The organism is Yersinia antarctica (genome assembly GCF_056636475.1).
On record NZ_JBSJQF010000001.1, the window covers coordinates 88,369 to 111,353 of the forward strand.

Consider the following 22,985-nt stretch of genomic DNA (forward strand, 5'->3'; position numbering starts at 1 on the left):
CTGATGATCGATTCAGCGGCCATACTGTTGCTTTTTAGCTCTGTGGGGGGCGAGTCGGCACATTGATCACCAATTTTTGGTGTAATTCTAACGCCATGGTTTCAAGGCGGGTGGTTAATTGATTGGTCAGGGTGGTGAGTTCTGTATTCTGCCGCAGTAACTCCAGCATTTGTTCCGCATTTTGCGCTGCCATTCTTTGCCGCTCTTCATTCGCAATGGCTAGTGCCTCGCGATGTTGTGCATCGGCTTGTGCATTAGCCTTATCACGTTCTGCCTGGCGGGTTTGCGCCAATAAAATAAGGGGTGCTGCGTAGGCCGCCTGTAAGCTAAAAGCCAGATTTAGCAAAATAAACGGGTAAATATCAAATTTGACAATACCCATCACATTCAGACCAATCCAGATCACCACAATGAGTGTTTGTGCGCCAAGGAAGACTGGCGTGCCGAAAAAACGGGCAAAAGCTTCTGCTTTCTGGGCAAACCAACTGTTGCCGAAAGGGGTTGATAAGTGTTCATGAGCACGATGGTAGCGGAGATAATCGACTTTACGTGTCTGTAGTGGCGGCTGCTCGGTCACGGGTTCAGTTTTTTTCATAGGATGTTACCCCGGTAGATGAAGGATTCTGTTGAGGTCAGCTCACGACAAAATTAAATCAGGTTACTTAATGCTTCAGACTATTTAATTATAGAGTGGGGTCCGATGAGCAATGAATAATTACCCCGTCTAAAGATGTTGAGTTGATGGAATAATCACATATTCATTTTATTGTTATCGCACTATATACCAAGATAATGTTTTGCGTTTAAAGTAGCGGCGTGGCCAGATGGTGATAAACTGACCTCAATTGTGAAAAATTATATACATACGGAGTAGCGGCCCATGCCTGCCATAGCCATTAAGCGGTGGATTAAACGGATTGTACTGGTCTTGGTGGTAATGTCAGTTACCATACTGGCGATACGAATTTACGATACACAACGTGGCCCAAAGCTCGAGCTTTGGCATACGTTTGTTCCTCATGATATGCGCGCGGCTGAGATTGATAAAGCCAGTTGGGCGGATTACATCAAAGCTGAAAATAACCTTTTCGATGAAGTGCGGATTAATGTTACCGAGAAACTGGAACCAAGGAATGAAATTCCATTAAATCGTTATTACTCTGGTAGCTCGATTTACCCCCCACATTTCAAAAATGACTGGAATCGCTCATATATTCTTGAGCCAGAAGGTAAACCTAAAGGTGCGGTGGTCTTACTGCATGGTTTAACTGACACCCCTTATAGCCTGCGTCATATTGCTGAAAATTATCGTCAGCGTGGATATGTTGCCATTGGTATTCGTTTGCCCGCTCACGGAACAGTGCCTGCGGCTCTGACCGATGTTGAATGGCAGGACTGGCTGGCGGCAACGCGCTTAGCTGTTCGTGAAGCCAAAGCACTGAGTGGCCCTGATTTACCGCTACACGTGGTCGGCTTCTCCAATGGCGGCGCGTTGGCAATGAAATATACGTTGGATTCAATGGATGACCCAACACTGGCGAAACCGGTGCGGGTTATCTTGATATCCCCGATGATCGGTGTCACCAGTTTTGCGCGTTTTGCCGGTATTGCCGGTTGGCCCGCTATCTTCCCGGCCTTTGCTAAAGCTGCCTGGTTGGGGATTGTGCCGGAGTTTAATCCTTTCAAATATAACTCGTTCCCAGTGAATGCTGCCCGTCAGTCTTATTTACTGACGTCTGTGCTGCAACAGCAAATTGCACGTGATGCCAGAAACAATAAGATGGAGGAGTTACCTCCGATTCTGACCTTCCAGTCGTTAATGGATTCAACGGTCAGTACTCGTGCGGTTGTTACTGCTCTTTATAACCACTTGCCGAAGAATGGTAGCGAAGTGGTGCTGTTCGATTTGAACCGTGCCGCCAGTTTCGGCCCGCTATTAAGAACTTCTTCTTATACTGCTCTGGCGCGTTTGTTGCCTCCACCACCACGTAATTATAGCGTAACGGTGATTACCAACGTTTCACCGCAAAGTAATGAAACAGTGGCGCTGACTACCTTGGCGGGTGAGACTAACGAGGTTTCAGTACCTACCGGCTTGATTTACCCACCGGACATTTTCTCGTTATCCCACGTGGCATTGCCATTCCCAATGAGTGATTCGCTGTATGGCCGCTATCCAGAACCGCGTGACCAATACGGTATCAGCTTGGGGACTTTTGCCGCTCGTGGTGAGCGGGCGGTACTGGTTGTCGGGTTAGACTCACTGATGCGTATCTCATCAAATCCATTCTATTCGTACATGTTGCAGCGGATAGATGACAAGATAGACGCACCAGCGAAATAAGATGATGTTAAAGCCTCCGAATCGGGGGCTTTTTCATAATGAGTGCCATACTTTCAAGTCGTAGCTGTTGTTCATATTTACTGACCCAGAAAGGAAAGCAAAATGTCTATTGAAAAAGTCGTATACCGTGCCAAAGCTAAAGCCACTGGCGGGCGTGATGGTCGGGCAACATCCTCAGATGGCGTATTGGATGTGAAATTGGGCGTCCCAAAAGAGATGGGTGGGGCGGGGGGCGCTGTGACTAATCCAGAACAGCTCTTTGCTGCGGGCTATTCAGCTTGTTTCCTTGGTGCGCTGAAATTTGTGGCATCAAAAGAAAAGGTGAAAGTGCCGGATGATGCCAGCATTGAAGGTACCGTGGGTATTGGTGCCATTCCAACTGGTTTTGGTATTGAAGTGCAACTGGATATCAGCTTGCCGGGTATCGAGCGTAGCGTAGCAGAAGATTTGGTGAAAAAGGCACATGTTGTCTGCCCATATTCCAATGCCACGCGTGGCAATATTGATGTGACATTGAATATCAAATAAGCCAATTTCTCATCTCAGCAGCCCATGAGAATTATCTTGTGGGCTATATGCTGCATCCCCAAATTTTCTGCTCTAACTTCAAATAAATAAGCCAATATATCCTCTAGAGACTATGCGCTAGTTCGTGGATTGACGAACTAAGAATTGTTAAGATAATTCTTGTAACTAAAATCAATAGCATGCTTATTGATCTCGCACTGAACCTGAGGGGGGGTTCACTGTCTGACTGATTCAAGCCGCAAATAGTGTCTCTGGAGACCTGGCGTTATATGGACAGAGTTAAATCTTTATCACAGCAAAGCATTTCTTTGTTGTTGGCTGTTTATATTGGTATTTTCCTGAATATATCTGTCTTTTATCGTCGTTTTGACTCCTTTAGCCAAGGTATCCAAGGCATAAAAGTCGTGTCTGCTATCATCGAAGTGATGGCCATTATTCTGTTTACCTTTTTTGTTATGAGGGTGATCTCCCTCGGTGGCCGGTGGTTTTATCGTGTTATTGCCACCCTGCTGGTCCTAATTTCTGTCGCTGCCAGCTATTACATGACTTTTTTCAATGTTGTCATTGGCTACGGCATCGTTATTTCGGTGCTGACCACCGATACAGATTTATCGAAAGAAGTCATCGGGTTACATTTTGTCATTTGGATGGTATTGGTCAGCACACTACCGTTACTACTTATCTGGAAAAACACTCTGCGGCTAACCCTGCTTGAGCAATTTTTGACACCAGGGCAGCGTATTAAGCCTGTTTTGTTGATGGCGGTTGCTGTGGCGCTGGTTTGGTTGCCGTTACGCTATCTGGATAATGTACAAGATGCTAATGAGCAACTGAAAACGGTGGATTTGCCGAGTTATGGCGGTGTGGTTGCTCACTCATATTTACCCTCTAACTGGTTGGCTGCATTGGGTTTATATGCTTATACCCAATATAACGAGCGTTATGATGCGGTAACATTGTATAACCCGACCGAACACCATACTTATATCGCGCCTGCCGGTATTGATGACACCTATGTTGTGTTTATCATTGGCGAAACAACGCGTTGGGATCATATGGGGTTGTTGGGATACCCACGTGATACCACTCCTCGCCTGAGTAAAGAGAAGAATTTAGTCGCTTTCCGTGGCACATCTTGTGATACCTCAACCAAACTTTCACTGCGCTGCATGTTTGTGCGCGAAGGCGGCACTGAGAATAATCCACAGCGCACATTGAAAGAGCAAAATGTGTTTACGGTGATGAAATCATTGGGTTTTACCTCTGAACTGTTTGCCATGCAGAGCGAAATTTGGTTCTACAACAATGCGAATACTGATAATTACTCGTTCCGTGAATTGATTGCTTCAGAGAAGCGCAACGATGATAAGCCGGTAGATGACATGCTGCTGGTTGATGAATTGAAGGAGTCTCTGGGACGTTATCCTGTAGGCAAACATTTGGTGGTATTGCATACCAAAGGCTCACATTACCTCTATTCCCAACGCTATCCCCGCAGTTATGCCCGCTATCAGCCTGAATGTATGGGGGTCGATGATTTTTGCAGTAAGCAGCAATTGGTGAACGCTTTTGATAACAGTGTGCTGTATACCGATTCGTTTATCGCAAATGTGATTGACCAAATGCGGGATAAAAAAGCATTAGTGTTTTATGCATCGGATCATGGTGAGTCTATTGACGAGAACTCCCACTTCCATGGAACACCACGTGAAATGGCGCCCCCGGAGCAATTCCGTGTGCCATTGATGGTTTGGGCCTCGGACAAATTCCTGGCGCAACCGGATCATCTCGCGGCTTTTGAGCAACTACAGGCTGAGCAGCGGGTGGGTAAGACCCATCGTCAGGTTGAATTGTTTGATTCTATTTTGGGTTGTTTAGGTTATACCTCGCCAGATGGCGGCATTAATGCCCAGAATAACTGGTGCCAGGCACCGGGGCGGCCCGCAAAATAAACATTTAGCACAAGTATAATCCGATACGGAATGATTTTTGATTCCAATCCCATTGTCACTTTTAGGTTACGGTATACTCCAGTTCCAATCCCTACTGGCTGGAGTCTTCCATGACTTACCGTGTTGCCTTTATTGATGATCATGACATTGTGCGCTCAGGTTTTGCCCAGCTACTTTCTCTGGAAGACGATATTCAAGTGGTGGGGGAGTTTAGTTCAGCAAAACAGGCACGCCTCGGATTACCTAGCCTACAGGCGAATATCTGTATTTGTGATATCTCGATGCCTGATGAGAGTGGTTTAGATTTACTGAAAGACCTCCCTTCAGGGATGGGGGTCATTATGCTCTCGATGCACGACAGCCCGGCGCTAGTGGAAATGGCGTTGGAGCGTGGTGCGCGGGGGTTCCTATCCAAGCGTTGTAAGCCAGAAGATCTGGTTTCCGCTGTCCGTACCGTTGGCAGTGGCGGCGTCTATCTGATGCCTGAAATCGCCCAACAATTGACTCGTATTGCTGTTGACCCCTTAACCCGACGTGAGCGGGAAGTTGCCTTGTTATTAGCGCAAGGAATGGAAGTGCGCGAGATAGCCGAGTCACTTGGCCTGTCACCGAAAACCGTGCATGTTCATCGCGCTAACTTATTTTCCAAGCTCGGTGTCAGTAATAACGTTGAGTTAGCTAAGTAGGTATTGAATCTATGATGCAGCGTTTTATTATGCTGCTGGCATTGTTATTTATTTATATCACTGCAGCTTTCTGTTTATGGTCCGTTGGCACTCAATTAGTTGATCGGCCGTTACAGGCACTACTGCTGTTCCCGTTTGGCCTGCGGATGGGCATTTTATTGCAAAGCCCACGTCAATATTGGCCGGGCATTCTGTTGGGTGATGCACTGCTATGGTGGCTGCTGACTGATCAGTTTGGCTATCCTTATAGCTTGCTGTGGGCTGCGATTCCCTTACTGCTGGCGACCACGTTATTGGCGGTTATCGCTTCTCCTTGGCTGTTGCGCAATCAGAGCAGCGGCAGTGAATGGAAGTGGCCCTTGATGCAAGGTGTGGTGATTTTTGGTGCTGCATTGATACAAGCATTAGGATGGCAAATTAACAGTGGTCAGGGTGCGATGGCGCTGTTATTGGGGTTGGTGGGTGGATTTACCATCGCGCCGATTTGTCTGTTGTTGTGGCACTATCTGGCGCGTCAAATCTGGGCTCCGCTGGAGCCGGGGCTGATTCATAAACCCATTAATCTACGTTTGCGCCATATCCTGTGGTATCTGCTGCTATTCGCCTTGAGCATATGGCTACAACATCATGTCACCGAGTCAGATTTGTATTTGTTTGCACCGTTCTGTTTGGCAATCCCGATTGTATTTATGTCTTATCGCTATGGTTGGCAAGGGGCGGTGGTGGCCACATTGCTCAATGGCATGGTGTTATTGATCAATACCCCCGCAGAATTAGATTCACACCGTGATTTGTTGTTGTCGTTATTGGCGCAGAGTTTGACCGGCTTATTATTAGGTGCGGGGATCCAGCGTCAGCGCGAGTTAAATTACCAATTACAGCTACGGCTGAATGAAAATCGTGAGTTGGCTAAAGCATTGGTGGTGGCCGAAGAACATGCCCGGCGTGATGTTGCACGTGAACTGCATGATGAGGTTGGGCAGACAGTGACGGTTATCCGAACCCAAGCCAGTATTATCAAACGGTTAACTACCCAACCACAGGTATTGGCCAGTGCCGAAATGGTCGAGACGCTGGCGTTGCGGGTTTACGATGGTGTCCATGATGTTTTGGCGAAACTGTGGCCTGCGGCATTGAATAATCTGCCCTTATCGGCGGCTATTGCTGCACTAATACGTGAACTTATTCCGCAGGATCAATCAGTGACCGGTGTGCTTAACTGGCAACTCAGTGACGCTGATATAGATGAAACACTGAAAATCACCCTATACCGTATCTGTCAGGAGGGAGTAACCAATGCCTATCGCCATGGTGCTGCCAGCCGGATTGAAATTAATGCACAACAGAATGATAGACAGATAACACTGACGATTCGCGATAATGGAAAAGGTGTTGATTTGGCGACATTAACCCCAGGTTATGGGCTAAGAGGTATGCAATCACGGGTGAGTGCTTTAGGGGGGGATTTTACGCTGAGTGTCGATAACGGCACCTGTTTAAATGTGATCTTGCCCACAGTTTCTCTGCCAGCTAATGAAAACTAAGAAATATTCTCGGTTTTTGCAGGGTTTTTTCTCATTGGTTTTGTACGCACGAGGAACATGATGACTCTACTTGAAAAAATTTCTGAGGTTCACATGTGGTCTTTCCTCAAAAGCCGCGATAACGTGCCGCCCGTCACGGATCAAGCGCAAATTGATTCGTCTTATAAATATTGGCGTATTCAACTAATGTGGACGATGTATATCGGCTACGCTGCGTTCTATTTCACCCGTAAAAGCTTTAACTTCATCATGCCTGCAATGCTGAGTGATTTAGGGCTGACCATGTCTGATGTCGGGATTTTAGGCACACTCTTTTATATCACTTATGGTTGCTCTAAATTTATCTCCGGCATGATAAGTGACCGCTCAAATCCGCGCTACTTTATGGGCATTGGGTTGGTTATGACCGGGGTTATCAATATCCTGTTCGGCATGAGCTCGTCACTGCTTGTGTTTGGTTCTTTGTGGATCCTTAATGCCTTCTTCCAAGGTTGGGGTTGGCCGCCTTGTTCCAAAATCCTGACCAGTTGGTATTCGCGCTCAGAACGCGGGGGTTGGTGGGCGATGTGGAATACTTCGCATAACTTTGGTGGTGCACTGATTCCCTTGTTGGTCGGCTTTATTTCTCTGCACTTTAGCTGGCGTTACGGCATGATTATCCCTGGTATTATCGGTGTGGTGATCGGTTTACTGATGTGTTGGCGCTTGCGTGATAAGCCGAGCACGATGGGGTTGCCGAGTGTGGGTAAGTGGCGCAATGATGCGATGGAATTGGTCCAGGAATCTGAAGGCCAGGGGCTATCAAATAAAGAGATTGTGAAGCGCTATGTATTAACCAACAAATATATCTGGTTGCTGGCGGTATCTTACGTGCTGGTTTATATCGTTCGTACTGCTATCAATGACTGGGGTAACCTTTATTTGACACAAGAGAAAGGTTATTCATTGATGACGGCCAACTCGGCGATTTCACTGTTCGAGGTGGGGGGTTTTATTGGCTCGTTGGTGGCAGGTTGGGGTTCTGATAAGTGGTTCCGTGGCAACCGTGGGCCAATGAACTTGATATTTGCTATTGGAATTTTCCTCTCGGTGGCGTCGTTGTGGATTATGCCGGGTGTCAGTTACATCTTGCAGGCGAGTTGCTTCTTTGCCATTGGCTTCTTCATTTTTGGCCCGCAGATGTTAATTGGTATGGCTGCCGCTGAATGCTCACATAAGGATGCTGCGGGAGCTGCTACCGGTTTTGTTGGGTTGTTTGCCTACTTGGGTGCGGCCTTATCTGGCTACCCCATTGCCCGCGTGATGGAGGTTTGGCACTGGAATGGTTTCTTTGTGGTTATTTCCATTGCGGCCTGTTTATCTGCATTCTTCTTGCTGCCATTCCTACGGGCGCAATCGCCAGAATTAAAGCAAGCGGAAGCCTGATTTACGTGCAAATGCGTCAGTTTTAGCCGTTGGTGATGTTTTTAACAACAGTCACTCAGCGTTTGTTAAAAAGTGATTGACGGCCAAAAATCGTAGCAGTAAGATGCGCCCCGATTCGGCGAGTAGCGCAGCTTGGTAGCGCAACTGGTTTGGGACCAGTGGGTCGGAGGTTCGAATCCTCTCTCGCCGACCAAATTTAAGAACCCTGACTTTTAAGTCAGGGTTTTTTTTGTGTTTTTTCTGCCAAATTTGCCTATCCATCCCGCTATTTCCTTAATCTAAATCGCCCCCACTGACATGATTTGGTCACCGATAATATCTGTTGCGCAGTCATGCACTCATAAGGGGCACCATTAGGGTGCACTTTCGTATGAAGCCTTGCTATCTCTTGGACGGTGAGGGGGGGGGCAAGCTGACTTTGCTTTTTTAACGGCACGCAAGATGTGTGAAATTCTGGCTGGATGTGACAACGATCACGTCACTTATCGGCTGTCACGACAGCATTTCCTCCTGTTTTCTGTCGAGATTACAAAAAAATCCGACCAGATATGCATCATTTAGCAACAAAGTTTTTTCGTTTGTCACTGGATGTTGCGACTGCTTTATTCTAATTAGCCAGTCAATATCGCTGGCATATTACCGCTAGCATAATTTTTCATGCTAATAATGTTAACGAGAAGTTTTTTTTATGTTTGCATGCTGTTTCTCATTGTCTTGATAAAACCTTTCAGACCGTATTGACGTTGCCACCAACTGTTGCCAAATTGGTACCCTCAGGGGGAGTCATAGAGAGCAGTTTGGGTGATTCAATGCATTCAAAATTGCTGTCGTGATAGCTTTTATCCGACATCTCAATCCCGCATCCCTGCGGCTAATGAGCCAAAACGGTACAGTCCACGGACGAAAAAATTATAGGGTCTGGCCGTACACACAACACACATCACCATAATGGAGCACAAGCGATGACGATTTCCTTGGGAAAAACAGGGATACTGAAATTCGGTATTGGGCTGATTGCACTGACCGTGGCGGCCAGTGTACAAGCAAAAACATTAGTCTATTGTTCTGAAGGTTCACCTGAGGGTTTCAACCCGCAGCTCTTTACCTCTGGCACAACGTATGACGCCAGCTCGGTACCCATCTACAACCGTCTGGTTGAATTCAAACTCGGTACTACCGAAATTGAACCTGGTCTGGCTGAAAAGTGGGAAGTTAGCCCAGATGGCAAAAGCTATACTTTCCATCTGCGTAAAGGCGTGAAGTGGCAAGATAATAAAGACTTCAAACCGACCCGTGATCTCAATGCTGACGATGTGATCTACTCCTTCATGCGTCAGAAAGATGACAAACATCCGTACCATAAAGTGTCTGGCGGCAGCTATGAATACTTCCAGGGCATGGGTATGGGTGATTTGATCACCAATGTGGTTAAAGTTGACGACAACACCGTGCGTTTTGAATTGGCGCGTCCTGAGTCGCCATTCCTTGCCGATCTGGCGATGGACTTTGCCTCTATCCTGTCTGCTGAATATGCCGACAAGATGCTGAAAGCAGGCACCCCGGAAAAAGTCGATTTGAACCCAATCGGTACCGGCCCATTCCAGTTGCAACAATACCAAAAGGACTCCCGTATCCTGTACAAAGCCTTTGAGGGTTTCTGGGGTACTAAGCCGAAAATTGATCGTTTGGTGTTCTCTATTACACCAGATGCGTCAGTCCGTTACGCTAAATTGCAGAAAAATGAATGTCAGGTTATGCCATACCCTAACCCGGCTGACATTGCTCGCATGAAAGAAGACAAAACCATCAACCTGATGGAGCAACCTGGCTTGAACGTCGGTTACCTCTCCTTCAACGTTGAGAAAAAACCATTGGATAACGTGAAGGTTCGTCAGGCGTTGACCATGGCTGTTAACAAAGAAGCGATTATTGATGCGGTTTATCAGGGTGCTGGTCAAGCAGCCAAGAACCTGATCCCACCGACTATGTGGGGCTACAACGATGACGTGAAAGATTACGCTTACGATCCGGCTAAAGCGAAAGAGCTGTTGAAAGAAGCGGGCCTACCAGATGGATTCGCTATCGATCTGTGGGCAATGCCAGTTCAGCGTCCGTACAACCCGAATGCCCGTCGTATGGCTGAAATGATCCAGTCTGATTGGGCGAAAATTGGTGTGAAAGCCAAGATAGTGACTTACGAGTGGGGCGAATACCTCAAGCGTGCTAAAGACGGCGAGCATGAAACGGTGATGATGGGCTGGACTGGGGACAATGGGGACCCAGACAACTTCTTCGCCACCCTGTTTAGCTGTGATGCGGCCAAGCAAGGTTCCAACTACTCCAAATGGTGTTATAAGCCGTTTGAAGACGTGATTCAGCCTGCTCGTGCTGAGTCTGATCATGACAAACGTGTCGCACTTTACAAACAAGCTCAGGTTGTTATGCATGATCAAGCTCCGGCGCTGATTGTTGCTCACTCAACTGTGTATGAGCCAGTGCGTAAAGAAGTGAAGGGTTATGTTGTAGATCCGTTGGGTAAACACCATTTCGAGAACGTGTCCCTGGATTAATTTTAACCGTGCATAAGACCGGTGAGTATGTGTAAAAGCATATTCGCCGGTTTCTTATTGATACCCAAAATAATTCGAATTGCAGGAAGGCGGCAAGCGAATGAGTCCCGATGAGCTTACTGAAGTAAGTGATTCGGGTGATTGAGTGTAGCCAACGCACATGCAGTTTGAAGTATGAAGGGTATAGGTTAAAACAGATACAGATGTGAGCCATATAACCTCTCCCAATAAGTGTCATTGTCGCAGAAATTTTGAGCATGGACAGCGCGCAAGCACTGGAGCGGACACCATGACCTTGTAAATCATGGCTACGTGACGGTGGTGAGCACTGCCCTAGGTCAAAATGGCAAGTAAAATAGCTTATTAGGAAGGTTTTAATAAGCTGGGTTGCCCACGAGCAGCCCGGCATTCTACACAGAGAGTTCGGGATATGTTGCAGTTCATACTCCGACGTTTGGGGTTAGTTATCCCAACGTTTATCGGCATTACTTTGCTGACCTTTGCTTTTGTCCATATGATCCCGGGTGACCCGGTGACCATCATGGCTGGGGAACGCGGCATCTCCACCGAGCGTCATGCTCAAATCATGGCGGAAATGGGGCTAGACAAGCCTCTCTATCAACAATACTTCCATTATGTGAATGGCGTATTACATGGCGACCTCGGCATCTCGCTGAAAAGCCGTATTGCTGTCTGGGAAGAGTTCGTCCCACGCTTTAAAGCGACACTGGAACTGGGGATCTGCGCGATGCTGTTTGCTATCGCGGTGGGTATTCCGGTGGGGGTGTTGGCGGCAGTTAAACGCGGTTCAATATTCGATCACACCGCTGTTGGGATCTCCCTTACCGGCTATTCGATGCCTATCTTCTGGTGGGGCATCATGCTGATTATGTTGGTCTCGGTCCAATGGAACCTGACTCCGGTTTCCGGGCGCGTCAGTGATACGGTGTTCCTTGATGACAGCCTGCCTTTGACTGGTTTTATGCTGATTGACACCTTTGTTTGGGGTGAGCCGGGTGATTTCAAAGACGCGGTGATGCATATGATTTTGCCTGCCATCGTTTTAGGGACTATCCCTCTTGCCGTCATCGTGCGTATGACGCGCTCCTCGATGCTGGAAGTCTTGGGTGAAGATTATATCCGTACTGCGCGGGCGAAAGGCCTGAGCCGGATGCGGGTGATTGTGGTCCATGCACTGCGTAATGCTTTGCTGCCGGTGGTTACCGTGATTGGTTTGCAGGTTGGTACCATGCTGGCAGGCGCTATCCTGACGGAAACCATCTTCTCCTGGCCGGGGTTAGGGCGCTGGCTGATGGATGCTTTGCAACGCCGTGATTACCCAGTGGTTCAGGGTGGTGTGTTGCTGGTCGCAATCATGATTATTTTAGTTAACTTGCTGGTAGATGTGCTCTATGGCGTAGTTAACCCGCGTATTCGTCACAAGAAATAAGGGGCGCAGAATGTCTCAACTTACTGAGTCTACAGTAAAAAGTGCGCCGAAGCCGATGACTCCATTGCAGGAGTTTTGGCACTATTTCAAGCGCAATAAAGGGGCTGTTATCGGCCTGTTCTACATTATTATTATGCTATTGATTGCTGCCGGTGCTACCTGGCTTGCCCCGCACGGGCCGGCAGAGCAATTTCGTGATGCGTTACTGAAACCGCCGGTCTGGGAAGAGGGCGGCAGTTGGAAATTCCTGCTGGGTACCGATGATGTGGGCCGTGATGTCTTATCTCGCCTGATGTACGGTGCTCGCCTCTCGCTGCTGGTGGGTTGTCTGGTGGTGGTGCTATCACTGGTGATGGGCGTGATTTTCGGTTTATTGGCCGGTTATTTTGGCGGTATCGTTGATGCCATCATCATGCGTGTTGTCGATATCATGCTGGCACTGCCAAGCCTGTTGCTGGCATTAGTGCTGGTGGCGGTATTTGGCCCCTCCATCGTTAACGCCTCGCTCGCATTGATCTTTGTTGCCTTGCCGCATTATGTGCGTTTAACCCGTGCCGCGGTGCTGGTTGAGGTTAACCGCGACTACGTAACGGCCTCAAGAGTGGCTGGGGCGGGTGCGATGCGCCAGATGTTTATCAATATCCTGCCCAACTGCCTTGCGCCGTTAATCGTGCAGGCTTCTCTCGGCTTCTCTAACGCCATTCTGGATATGGCGGCTCTCGGCTTTCTCGGCATGGGTGCGCAACCGCCAACACCGGAATGGGGCACCATGCTCTCTGACGTGTTGCAGTTCGCCCAAAGCGCCTGGTGGGTCGTGACCTTCCCCGGTGTGGCGATCCTGCTGACGGTTCTGGCGTTTAACCTGATGGGGGACGGCCTGCGTGATGCTCTCGACCCCAAACTCAAGCAGTAACAGAGGTAGAGAGAGATGGCACTTTTAAATGTAGATAAATTATCGGTGCACTTCGGTGACGAAGGTGCGCCGTTCAAGGCCGTAGACCGTATTAGCTACAGCATTGAGCAAGGGCAGGTGGTAGGGATTGTGGGTGAATCCGGTTCCGGTAAGTCGGTCAGTTCACTGGCGATTATGGGACTGATTGATTACCCCGGCAAAGTGATGGCTGACAAGTTGGAGTTTAATGGCCGTGACCTGACCAAGATTTCCGAGAAAGAGCGACGTCAGTTAGTGGGTTCGGAAGTGGCCATGATCTTCCAGGACCCGATGACCAGTTTGAACCCGTGCTATACCGTCGGTTTTCAGATTATGGAAGCGCTGAAGGTGCATCAGGGCGGCAACCGTAAAACCCGCCGTCAGCGGGCGGTGGATTTGCTGACGCTGGTGGGCATTCCTGATCCCGCGTCACGTCTGGATGTGTATCCGCATCAGCTTTCCGGTGGGATGAGCCAGCGCGTGATGATTGCGATGGCGATTGCTTGTCGGCCGAAATTGTTGATTGCTGATGAGCCAACGACTGCGCTGGACGTGACCATTCAGGCCCAGATTATTGAATTGCTGCTGGAGTTACAGCAGCGTGAAAATATGGCGCTGCTGTTGATAACCCATGATCTGGCACTGGTGGCTGAGGCGGCTCATCATATTATTGTGATGTATGCCGGTCAGGTAGTGGAAACCGGTAAAGCCTCGGAAATCTTCCGCGCGCCACGGCACCCGTACACTCAGGCATTGTTACGAGCCTTACCGGAGTTTGCTCAGGATAAAGCGCGTCTGGCGTCGTTACCGGGTGTGGTACCGGGTAAATATGACCGTCCTGACGGGTGCTTATTGAACCCACGTTGCCCGTATGCCAATGATCGTTGCCGCCGTGAAGAGCCAGAACTGCTGGGGCCAGCGGGGCGTCAGGTTAAATGTCATACACCGCTCGATGATGCGGGGAGGCCGACCTTATGAGCCAACCAACTGATATGAAAAAAGAATCACAGGTATCCAAGCCGCTATTACAGGCTATCGACCTGAAAAAATACTATCCGGTCAAAAAAGGGTTCTTTGCACCAGAGCGTCTGGTTAAAGCACTGGATGGGGTTTCTTTCACCTTGGAGCGCGGTAAAACATTGGCCGTGGTTGGCGAGTCCGGTTGTGGTAAATCCACACTGGGCCGCTTGCTGACCATGATAGAGATCCCAACTGGCGGTGAGCTTTACTACCAGGGTCAGGATTTGCTTAAGCCGGATGAAAGTGCGGAAAAACTACGGCGTCAGAAGATTCAAATTGTGTTCCAGAACCCTTATGGCTCGCTGAACCCACGTAAGAAAGTGGGGCAGATTCTGGAAGAGCCACTGCAAATCAATACTAATCTCAACAGCAAAGAGCGGCGTGAGAAAACATTGGCAATGATGGCAAAGGTCGGCCTAAAAACCGAGCATTATGACCGTTATCCCCATATGTTTTCCGGCGGTCAGCGCCAGCGTATTGCCATTGCTCGTGGGCTGATGTTGAATCCCGATGTGGTGATTGCCGATGAGCCGGTTTCTGCACTGGATGTTTCGGTGCGGGCTCAGGTATTGAACCTGATGATGGATTTGCAGCAGGAACTGGGTCTGTCGTATGTCTTTATTTCCCATGATTTATCAGTGGTTGAGCACATTGCTGATGAAGTGATGGTGATGTATCTGGGGCGCTGTGTTGAGAAAGGCAGTAAAGAAGCCATTTTTAATAACCCACGCCACCCTTATACACAGGCATTGCTCTCTGCTACCCCTCGGCTGAACCCTGATATGCGCCGTGAGCGAATTAAATTGACGGGTGAGCTACCTAGCCCCATGAGCCCGCCACCGGGGTGCGCATTTAATGCCCGTTGTCGTCGGGCGTTTGGGACTTGCACCCAACTACAGCCGCAACTGAAGCAATATGGTGATCAAATGGTCGCCTGCTTTGCGGTTGATCAGGATGAAGCAGAAAAAGCCAGCTAACACGAGTTAAGGCCCCAGCGCTGTTGGTTGGGGTCCAATCGACGAGTGCGATATCAATTACAACAACGCCGATAATTCGGCGTTTTTTTATAACTGAAAATAGCCTTCCACTGACTATTTATAACTTCATTTTAAAAATAATTACTGTAAATGTGAATGTAATATTGTAAATAAATAGTTACGCAACAATTTAATATTGCTGAATGTGACTTAATAACCGAGTACTCCTGTTATTTAGGTCGAGATTAACATTCACTTAAAATGATATAGATCACATTTTTAGTTCTATCTGGCAAATGCAGTCACTATCGATGTAAACATCATTTTGTTGATATGTGAATAATAAAGGGTGCAATGAATGCACCCTTTATCAAATAGCCGAAGACAATACTATTCGGTTTTTATTGTGGGTAAGGCACCCAGTCACCGCCATTTAATCGAATATAAGGTTTTCCCTGATATTGAATCACAATGGCATTATCGTTTTCCGATATTACCGCTGTTTGCGGCAATCCTTGTGTCAGGGTCTGCCAATTGATAGTCGGCGCAGTAAATACTTTGCCATCGACCATACGTGATACTAATTCAGAAAGCGCCAGATAGCTGCTTGGCGTATTGATAATCACCGGGCTGGCGGGCTGTGGCGCTTTGATTCCCATTAACGTAATCCCAACAGGGATATGCGTGATACTTGGGCTGGGGATATCCCTCAGGCCGGACATCTGCATTTTATCGCCAACCAGCGCGGCTCCATGCTCTGGTACCACCACCACCATAACTTTGCGGCCTGATTTTTCCAACGCCGCCAAAAACGTATTCAATTGGTCAAATAGCGTTTGGGCGCGAGCGTGGTAATCAGCCGTTTTATTGGTACCAACGAAACGGTTACCATCATGTAACGGTATGATATTCAGGAAGGTTGCGCTGCGGCTATCCCCCCCTTTCTGCTGCTGTTCCAGCCAGCGGTTGAGCAGTTCCAGATCATTGTAAATTGGCTCACCATCGAAGGACGCCAATTGATTACTGATGCCTTTTTGTGACATCAGCGGCGCGCGCATATTGCCGTCATCTTGAATGTTTTGCAGATAATTACCAAATACACCTGAGTGGTCCATCATCAACTGAGATGTGAAGCCAAGTTTCGCAAGATTATCAAACAGATAACACTGCTGCTCTTGTGGCAGATAGAGGTCTTTGTGCGATGACTGGCCACAACTGGCGCGCAGTAGTCGAATAGAGGCTGGGCCACTGTAGGCGGTGGCAGAGTTGAAGTTCTTGAACAGAATATCAAACTTATTCCACAGCGGGTGCTTATCCAGTTGGATAGCTTCAATGTCTGACCAAGACAGCGAGCAGATATTAATAACTAACAAATCAAAAGGTTGCGCATCTTTTGGCAGCGATGTAGGGAATGCCGTATGGCGGGTTTTCTCCTGCTCATAAAATGCATTCAGATAAGCCGTCAGATTGGCATCGGTTGGTGGGCCATTGGCCGCCACTTGATGAATATTAGGCGTTGGCGGCTCAGCCCCTAGTGTTACTGGAGATGATGCTACCGACGTTTCAGCGGCAGGTGCCAGAGAAAATGCCGGTGCGGCGATGCTGGCAACATTCAGCCAAATCATGGCTGCAACAACAAAAACCGTCACTCGAATCCACTGTGAAATAAACAGGTAGCCCACCAGAATAACAAAGGCGGTCCCTATCATGGCCCAGTTAATAAAACGGCTAATTAATTCAATTAGATAACTGAAGCTAAAGCCCGTAATCTGCGAGCCTTGGCTCAGGATACTGTTGAGCCCCGGTAGCCAGGTGTCGTGATATAGCAAACCAATACCTATTGGTATCGCAATCCAGTGACGCCAGCGGTGGACCCTATAGGCCGGGATCGGAAATAGCAGGAAAGCAATAAACACCAAGTTAGCCAGCGGATGGAAGTTCAGGTAACCAAACCACAGCAAGGCAAACTTTAGCAGGAAATAGTAGTTCCATGCGCCAAGACCACGCCAATAGCGCCACGGGCTCGGTGATTCTTGCAGTTTATTCTTTGCATTCATGGTTGTTTCTTCGTCAGTGAAGAGGAGCCATTACGCAACCAAACCCCTTCTGATTTTAAATATCGCGCAGATAAAAACAGATGTTGTCTTTTCTCCCACCAGCGTGGAAACCAACGGTGTGCTACATAACCCAGAGGGAAAAAGATAACCGCAGCGCACAGCAGGATTTGCCAGATATCGTTGAGATTCATTGGGTTCGCTCCTTGTTCGGTCCGACATTCAGTGCCAGAGGCACGGGGACTCGTCGGCTAACTTCGGCTTGCTCAGCTGTATCAATTTGTTGCGTATAGGATTTTTTGTCACCGGTCATTTGCCATGCATCGGGGGTATTCATCCGATGAATCTCAGCGATAATTGCCTGATCCTGATACCACACCCGTTGATTACTGAAAATTTCAGCCACCGGCAAACAGAATATATACTTCAGAGCGGTATCTAAATCATTGATACGGCAGGTAGAAAGGAATAATACCACGTGGTTATCAGCTACCGTTACCACATCACCATAGCGGCGTAGATGGCACAGTGTTAGTGCTTGTCTGGCCTGTAACCCAGGGACTGTCCGCAGAGCAACCATGACACCTTTGCCGTTTTCTGGCAGCAGCGTGTTGTTCATCAGTTGCAAAACAGAGTGGCAGAACTCAGCGGGAGGTAAATAACCTTTAAGCTGAAGTGGGCGTAACGCCTCCAATAACGCATTGATATCTTGAGGAACATGCCGAGAGGAATGTTGGCCCTGAATACCTTCTAACATGGTAAGAAAGCGTGACAGCGGTGCGATGTGAGGCACGATCAGATTCGCGCCGCAGGCCAGCAATAAACGTTCATCGCTGTAACGCAGGCTGGCGTTCATTTCACGCACCACAATTTTGATAGCATCACCCCGTTGGCGGCGTATGTTATGGATCTGATGTGCTAAATCGTCAATTTGCTCACTTTGATTAAGGGCAAAAATCAATGTGGCGGCATGAGCACTTATTGCCCGCTGCGCCAATACTACATTATTATCAAGTAGTTGCCAGTTGGTAGAGAGTGGCGGAGCGCCTTCCAAAATAGTGCGCTCCGCCAAATACAGATGCTCATCATTACGTGAAAGCGGCAGTGCCTGTTGAACTTCATCCGCCATGCTCCAGCCTTGTTCATCTGCTTCTAATCGGACTAACTGATTGGCGGTAACCCCTTTTTCAGTGCTCCACCAAGAGGCAACATACTGGGCATTATCTTGCTGCCATTGCAGGCTAGCCAATCCTTGTAAATAACGATGCTGGCTAACTAGTTGATTCTTAACTTTATTAATACCAGAACTGTGGCAAATTACGATTAACGTACAGTTTTGCGCCTCCAGCCATTGCTGAATATGCTGTAGCCACTGCTGCATCTCTTCGCCAGTGAATGTTTGCCATAAACTGGCCGGTGCTAACAGAATGAACAGTCGCTGTTGCGGCCGTAATGAACGCATTAAATCTTGAGTTAAATGTAGTAATGCTTTTCTTTGTGCCGGTAAGGTAAAAAGTGGCAATTTATAGGGGCCATAACCCACAATATTTGCCAGTAATTTCTCAGGTTTTAGCCCGCAACAAATCAAGGCGGCCCGAGTATTTTCAGATTGGTTACGAATAAGTTGCTGACAGAATAAATTAGCATCAATTTGACGTTCAATATTGACCCAATAAAACCCAGGCGCCTGCATCACGGCTAATTCATCCCAGATTTTTCGAATACCTAATGTGAAAGATCGTGGCATAGATTCTTTATCTGCTTGGTTAAAATGCGATTGGGCCAATTACTGGATAAATTCAGTGAACAATTGTAACATTGCAATAATTATTAACCAATGTCTTTACCGTGATAATAATCTAAGACTCATCTTATTGGGAGAAAGTATACTCGAATTATTGTTATAATTAATTACCATAGCCTATTTTCTAAAGGCGGATAAATGAAAACCATAATAAATCGATTTCACGCCAAAACATCGCTCGAATCTCAGGATGATCTACTAGCATTAACTCAGGCTTTCTCATTACCAACGTTAAGTTATATCGATATCGTCCGTCAGGAACGATTAACTCAGATGATGGCTCGCTGGCCATTGTTGGCTGAACTGGCACAATCCACAGGGAGTGAATAGTTTATGCCGGTACTGGCGTTACAAGGGATAAGAGGGGGGACTGGTACCACATCGGTAACCGCCGCGCTTGCTTGGGCATTGCAACAACTGAAGGAATCAGTTCTGGTGATCGATTTTTCACCGGATAATTTATTGCGGTTGCATTTCAATATGCCGTTTGATCAAACCCGTGGTTGGGCCAAAGCTGAAATTGAGGGCCAAGGTTGGCAGCAAGGGGCGATGCGCTATACCGAAGGGTTGGATTTTCTGCCATTTGGCCAACTAACTCTCATTGAAACTGAGCAACTGAACTCGTCCTTACAACAGCACCCCGGTCAATGGCGAGAAAACCTGTCTGCGTTGCAAGCCAGCGCGCCCGATTGCTGGATTCTATTGGATATCCCTGCGGGTGATAGTATATTCACGCGCCAAATTTTAGCGCTGGCTGATCTGGTGCTGGTATTGATCCATGCCGATGCCAGTTGTCATATTCGTCTACATCAGCAAAATCTGCCTGTCGACTGCCATTTCCTGCTGAACCAATTTTCTGCCAGTAGCCATCTACAACAGGATTTACATCAGCTTTGGCTACAAAGCCTAGATAACTTATTGCCTACATTTATTCATCGCGATGAAGCAATGGCTGAAGCGTTGGCGGCCAAACAACCATTGGGTGAATACAGTGAGCAAAGTTTGGCTGCTGAAGAGGTCACCACACTGGCAAATTGGTGTTTGATTACTGTGGCGAACAACAGGTTATGAACTACTTGATGCGGATGTTATTTCTGACCCCGGTTTATCAGGGGATGCGCCGTCGTTATCATCTGTATATGCAGCAAGGTTGCACCGTGCTCACCGCCTTTTTGACCACGTTGGCGCTGCCGTTGTGCTGGATTTTTCTGCGTCTGGAGTCGCCCAGTTGGCAACGTGTAATACAAAACCGCACTTACTGGTTCCCACAGATTTCACCTATTCGCCCACGGCTTGGCGATGGCCTACGGTATCTCTTGCAAGGGCTGTGGCTGCTACTGACCTATCCTGAATCGCGCAATGAAAAGAGGCACCAGCCTGCCGCAGTCGGCAAAAAGTGGGTAAAACATACCAGACAAGGTTATATCCGTTGGCTGGGGAATATGCCCGAACGTTTTGAACTCCAGCGACTGGAACAATCGCTTATCACCCGATTAACCCCGTCATCAAAGCGCACCCGCCGGGTCCTGTTTATTATTTTGGGTATTTTTACCGGCATATTAGCGTTGCTGTGTATTTCTCAGCCGTTTGGCATGATGGCGCAGTTCGTTTTTGTGCTGTTGCTTTGGGCGTTGGCGATGGTGGTGCGACGGGTGCCGGGTCGCTTACCAACCTTAATGCTTATCGTGCTGTCTTTAACCGTCTCCTGCCGCTATCTGTGGTGGCGCTATACCGAAACTCTGAACTGGGATGACCCCGTCAGTCTGGTATGCGGCTTATTGTTGCTGTTCGCTGAAACATACGCCTGGGTGGTGCTGGTGCTGGGTTACTTCCAGACCATTTGGCCGCTTAATCGCCAGCCGGTGGCAATGCCGGATGATATCAATAGTTGGCCGACCATTGATTTGATGGTGCCGACCTATAACGAAGATCTTGGCGTGGTTAAACCAACTATTTATGCCGCTCTTGGTATTGATTGGCCAAAAGACAAAATCAATATCTATATTTTGGATGATGGTAACCGACCCGCGTTTAAAGCATTCGCTGCTGAGGTCGGGGTGCACTACATTGCCCGACCCACCCACGAGCATGCTAAAGCCGGTAACATTAACCATGCACTGAAACAGGCTAACGGTGAGTTTGTCGCCATTTTTGACTGCGACCACGTGCCGACCCGTTCTTTCCTGCAACTGACGTTGGGTTGGTTCTTTAAAGATACCAAGTTGGGCATACTCCAGACGCCGCATCACTTTTTCTCTCCCGACCCCTTTGAGCGAAACCTGGGGCGTTTTCGTCAGACGCCGAATGAAGGCACACTGTTTTATGGCTTGGTGCAAGACGGTAACGATATGTGGGATGCCACCTTCTTCTGTGGCTCTTGCGCTGTGCTGCGCCGCAGTGCGTTAGATGCTATTGGCGGTATTGCGGTAGAAACAGTGACTGAAGATGCCCATACCTCGTTGCGTATGCACCGTAAAGGATACTCCTCCGCCTATATCCGCATTCCGCAGGCCGCAGGCTTGGCAACAGAGAGTTTATCGGCGCATATCGGGCAGCGTATCCGCTGGGCGCGGGGCATGGTTCAGATCTTCCGGCTGGATAATCCGCTACTGGGTAAGGGGCTGAAGTTAGTCCAGCGCTTATGTTATGCCAATGCCATGCTGCACTTTTTATCCGGTATTCCACGCTTAATCTTTCTAACCGCTCCGCTGGCTTTCTTGTTGCTGCATGCTTACATCATTTTTGCTCCGGCACTGGCGATTGCACTCTATGTGTTGCCGCATATGATCCATGCCAGTCTGACCAACTCCCGCCTGCAAGGGAAATACCGCCATTCCTTCTGGAGTGAAATCTATGAAACGGTGTTGGCATGGTATATCGCCCGTCCGACCACCATGGCACTTCTCAGCCCACACAAAGGAACGTTTAATGTGACGTCGAAAGGGGGGTTGGTTGAAGAGCAGCATGTGGATTGGGTGATCACCCGCCCGTATATCGCGCTGGTTCTTCTCAACGTTGCCGGCCTGATTGCGGGTTTGTGGCGTTTGGGTCATGGCCCGTCGAATGAAATTATGACGGTGGTTATCAGCTTGGTGTGGGTGATTTATAACATGACGATTTTAGGCGGTGCCGTCGCGGTGGCAGTTGAAGCTAAACAAGTGCGCCAGTCACACCGGGTCGAGATAGCCATGCCAGCCGCAGTAGCCCGTGCTGATGGTCACTTGTTCTCCTGTACATTGCGCGACTATTCCGATGGTGGCGTGGGGATTGAAATGCGCGAAGCCGGATTACTGCAAGAGGGTGAGGCGGTTCATTTACTGCTCAAACGTGGGGCGCAGGAGTACACCTTCCCCTGTGAGGTGACCCGAGCCTTCGGCACTAAAGCCGGGATGCGAATGCATCAACTGAGCGTGGCACAACATATTGATTTTATACAGTGTACCTTTGCCCGTGCCGATACCTGGGCGCTGTGGCAGGATGGTTTTCCTGAAGATAAGCCGATTGAAAGTCTGCGCGATGTGTTGGCGCTGGGCTTTAGAGGATATGTCCGTATGGCCAGCTATGCGCCACCGGTAATGCGAAATGTATTGGTAGGATTTACTTCCCTGATTGCCTGGATAGCGTCATTTGTACCCCATGGCGTCGGTAAGAATCAGGCTCCGAGTAGCCAAGGCCAGACAGTGGCTCAACATTGATGATG

Annotated in this window: 18 protein-coding genes and 1 tRNA gene; 15 read left to right on the top strand and 4 right to left on the bottom strand. The window is 48.4% G+C overall.

Going from position 1 to position 22,985, the window contains the following annotated elements; genetic code table 11:
- Positions 1-34: 34 nt before the first annotated feature.
- The gene (locus ACWJJO_RS00355; RefSeq protein WP_083161411.1) at positions 35-595 is read right to left on the bottom strand and encodes a DUF1003 domain-containing protein; all 561 of its coding nucleotides are present in this window, start codon (positions 593-595) and stop codon (positions 35-37) included.
- Between the two features lie 285 nt (positions 596-880).
- On the opposite strand from ACWJJO_RS00355, the gene ACWJJO_RS00360 reads away from it, so the two are divergent.
- The 12 genes from ACWJJO_RS00360 (at position 881) to dppF (ending at position 15,427) form a co-directional block, all read left to right on the top strand.
- The gene (locus ACWJJO_RS00360) at positions 881-2,344 is read left to right on the top strand and encodes an alpha/beta hydrolase (protein WP_083161409.1); all 1,464 of its coding nucleotides are present in this window, start codon (positions 881-883) and stop codon (positions 2,342-2,344) included.
- A gap of 102 nt (positions 2,345-2,446) precedes the next feature.
- Positions 2,447-2,872 carry an organic hydroperoxide resistance protein gene (locus ACWJJO_RS00365; protein WP_004713820.1) on the top strand — a complete coding sequence of 142 codons (426 nt, stop codon included), beginning with the start codon at positions 2,447-2,449 and terminating at the stop codon, positions 2,870-2,872.
- Between the two features lie 269 nt (positions 2,873-3,141).
- On the top strand, positions 3,142-4,824 hold the full coding sequence (gene eptB / locus ACWJJO_RS00370) for a kdo(2)-lipid A phosphoethanolamine 7''-transferase (RefSeq protein ID WP_083161407.1): 1,683 nt from the start codon (positions 3,142-3,144) through the stop codon (positions 4,822-4,824).
- A gap of 110 nt (positions 4,825-4,934) precedes the next feature.
- Positions 4,935-5,510, top strand: coding sequence for a response regulator transcription factor UhpA (uhpA, locus tag ACWJJO_RS00375; protein WP_481090507.1), 576 nt, complete (start codon positions 4,935-4,937; stop codon positions 5,508-5,510).
- Between the two features lie 11 nt (positions 5,511-5,521).
- The gene (gene uhpB / locus ACWJJO_RS00380; RefSeq protein WP_083161403.1) at positions 5,522-7,054 is read left to right on the top strand and encodes a signal transduction histidine-protein kinase/phosphatase UhpB; all 1,533 of its coding nucleotides are present in this window, start codon (positions 5,522-5,524) and stop codon (positions 7,052-7,054) included.
- A gap of 93 nt (positions 7,055-7,147) precedes the next feature.
- Positions 7,148-8,479 carry an MFS transporter gene (gene uhpC / locus ACWJJO_RS00385; protein ID WP_083163967.1) on the top strand — a complete coding sequence of 444 codons (1,332 nt, stop codon included), beginning with the start codon at positions 7,148-7,150 and terminating at the stop codon, positions 8,477-8,479.
- 116 nt (positions 8,480-8,595) lie between these two features.
- Positions 8,596-8,672 (top strand) — tRNA-Pro (locus ACWJJO_RS00390).
- Between the two features lie 769 nt (positions 8,673-9,441).
- On the top strand, positions 9,442-11,049 hold the full coding sequence (gene dppA / locus ACWJJO_RS00395; RefSeq protein WP_083161401.1) for a dipeptide ABC transporter periplasmic-binding protein DppA: 1,608 nt from the start codon (positions 9,442-9,444) through the stop codon (positions 11,047-11,049).
- A 430-nt stretch (positions 11,050-11,479) separates the two neighbouring features.
- Positions 11,480-12,499, top strand: coding sequence for a dipeptide ABC transporter permease DppB (dppB, locus tag ACWJJO_RS00400; RefSeq protein ID WP_005174906.1), 1,020 nt, complete (start codon positions 11,480-11,482; stop codon positions 12,497-12,499).
- A gap of 10 nt (positions 12,500-12,509) precedes the next feature.
- Positions 12,510-13,412 carry a dipeptide ABC transporter permease DppC gene (dppC, locus tag ACWJJO_RS00405; RefSeq protein ID WP_481090508.1) on the top strand — a complete coding sequence of 301 codons (903 nt, stop codon included), beginning with the start codon at positions 12,510-12,512 and terminating at the stop codon, positions 13,410-13,412.
- 15 nt (positions 13,413-13,427) lie between these two features.
- On the top strand, positions 13,428-14,408 hold the full coding sequence (gene dppD / locus ACWJJO_RS00410; protein ID WP_083161397.1) for a dipeptide ABC transporter ATP-binding protein: 981 nt from the start codon (positions 13,428-13,430) through the stop codon (positions 14,406-14,408).
- A 14-nt stretch (positions 14,409-14,422) separates the two neighbouring features.
- Positions 14,423-15,427, top strand: coding sequence for a dipeptide ABC transporter ATP-binding subunit DppF (gene dppF / locus ACWJJO_RS00415; RefSeq protein WP_083163965.1), 1,005 nt, complete (start codon positions 14,423-14,425; stop codon positions 15,425-15,427).
- Between the two features lie 401 nt (positions 15,428-15,828).
- On the opposite strand, the gene bcsG is transcribed toward dppF, so the two are convergent.
- From bcsG to bcsE, 3 genes are read right to left on the bottom strand one after another with little or no spacing between them, the layout of a single operon-like run.
- Complete coding sequence (gene bcsG / locus ACWJJO_RS00420) at positions 15,829-17,484, bottom strand: cellulose biosynthesis protein BcsG (RefSeq protein WP_481090509.1); 1,656 nt, start codon at positions 17,482-17,484, stop codon at positions 15,829-15,831.
- Complete coding sequence (gene bcsF, locus ACWJJO_RS00425) at positions 17,481-17,675, bottom strand: cellulose biosynthesis protein BcsF (protein WP_083161393.1); 195 nt, start codon at positions 17,673-17,675, stop codon at positions 17,481-17,483. Before bcsF ends, bcsG begins: the two co-directional genes overlap by 4 nt.
- Positions 17,672-19,228, bottom strand: a complete 1,557-nt coding sequence (gene bcsE, locus ACWJJO_RS00430; RefSeq protein ID WP_481090510.1) for a cellulose biosynthesis protein BcsE — start codon at positions 19,226-19,228, stop codon at positions 17,672-17,674. Before bcsE ends, bcsF begins: the two co-directional genes overlap by 4 nt.
- A gap of 195 nt (positions 19,229-19,423) precedes the next feature.
- Between bcsE and bcsR the strand changes: the two genes are divergently transcribed.
- Genes bcsR through bcsA form a run of 3 tightly spaced genes read left to right on the top strand, consistent with a single transcriptional unit; the run spans position 19,424 to position 22,980 of the window.
- Positions 19,424-19,615, top strand: a complete 192-nt coding sequence (gene bcsR, locus ACWJJO_RS00435; protein ID WP_083161389.1) for a cellulose biosynthesis protein BcsR — start codon at positions 19,424-19,426, stop codon at positions 19,613-19,615.
- Positions 19,616-19,618: 3 nt separating this feature from the next.
- Entirely contained in the window at positions 19,619-20,356 is a 738-nt protein-coding gene (gene bcsQ / locus ACWJJO_RS00440) for a cellulose biosynthesis protein BcsQ (protein WP_083161387.1), read from the top strand.
- Positions 20,353-22,980, top strand: a complete 2,628-nt coding sequence (gene bcsA, locus ACWJJO_RS00445; RefSeq protein ID WP_083161385.1) for a UDP-forming cellulose synthase catalytic subunit — start codon at positions 20,353-20,355, stop codon at positions 22,978-22,980. The genes bcsQ and bcsA overlap by 4 nt, the downstream gene beginning before the upstream one ends.
- The last annotated feature ends 5 nt before the right edge of the window (positions 22,981-22,985 follow it).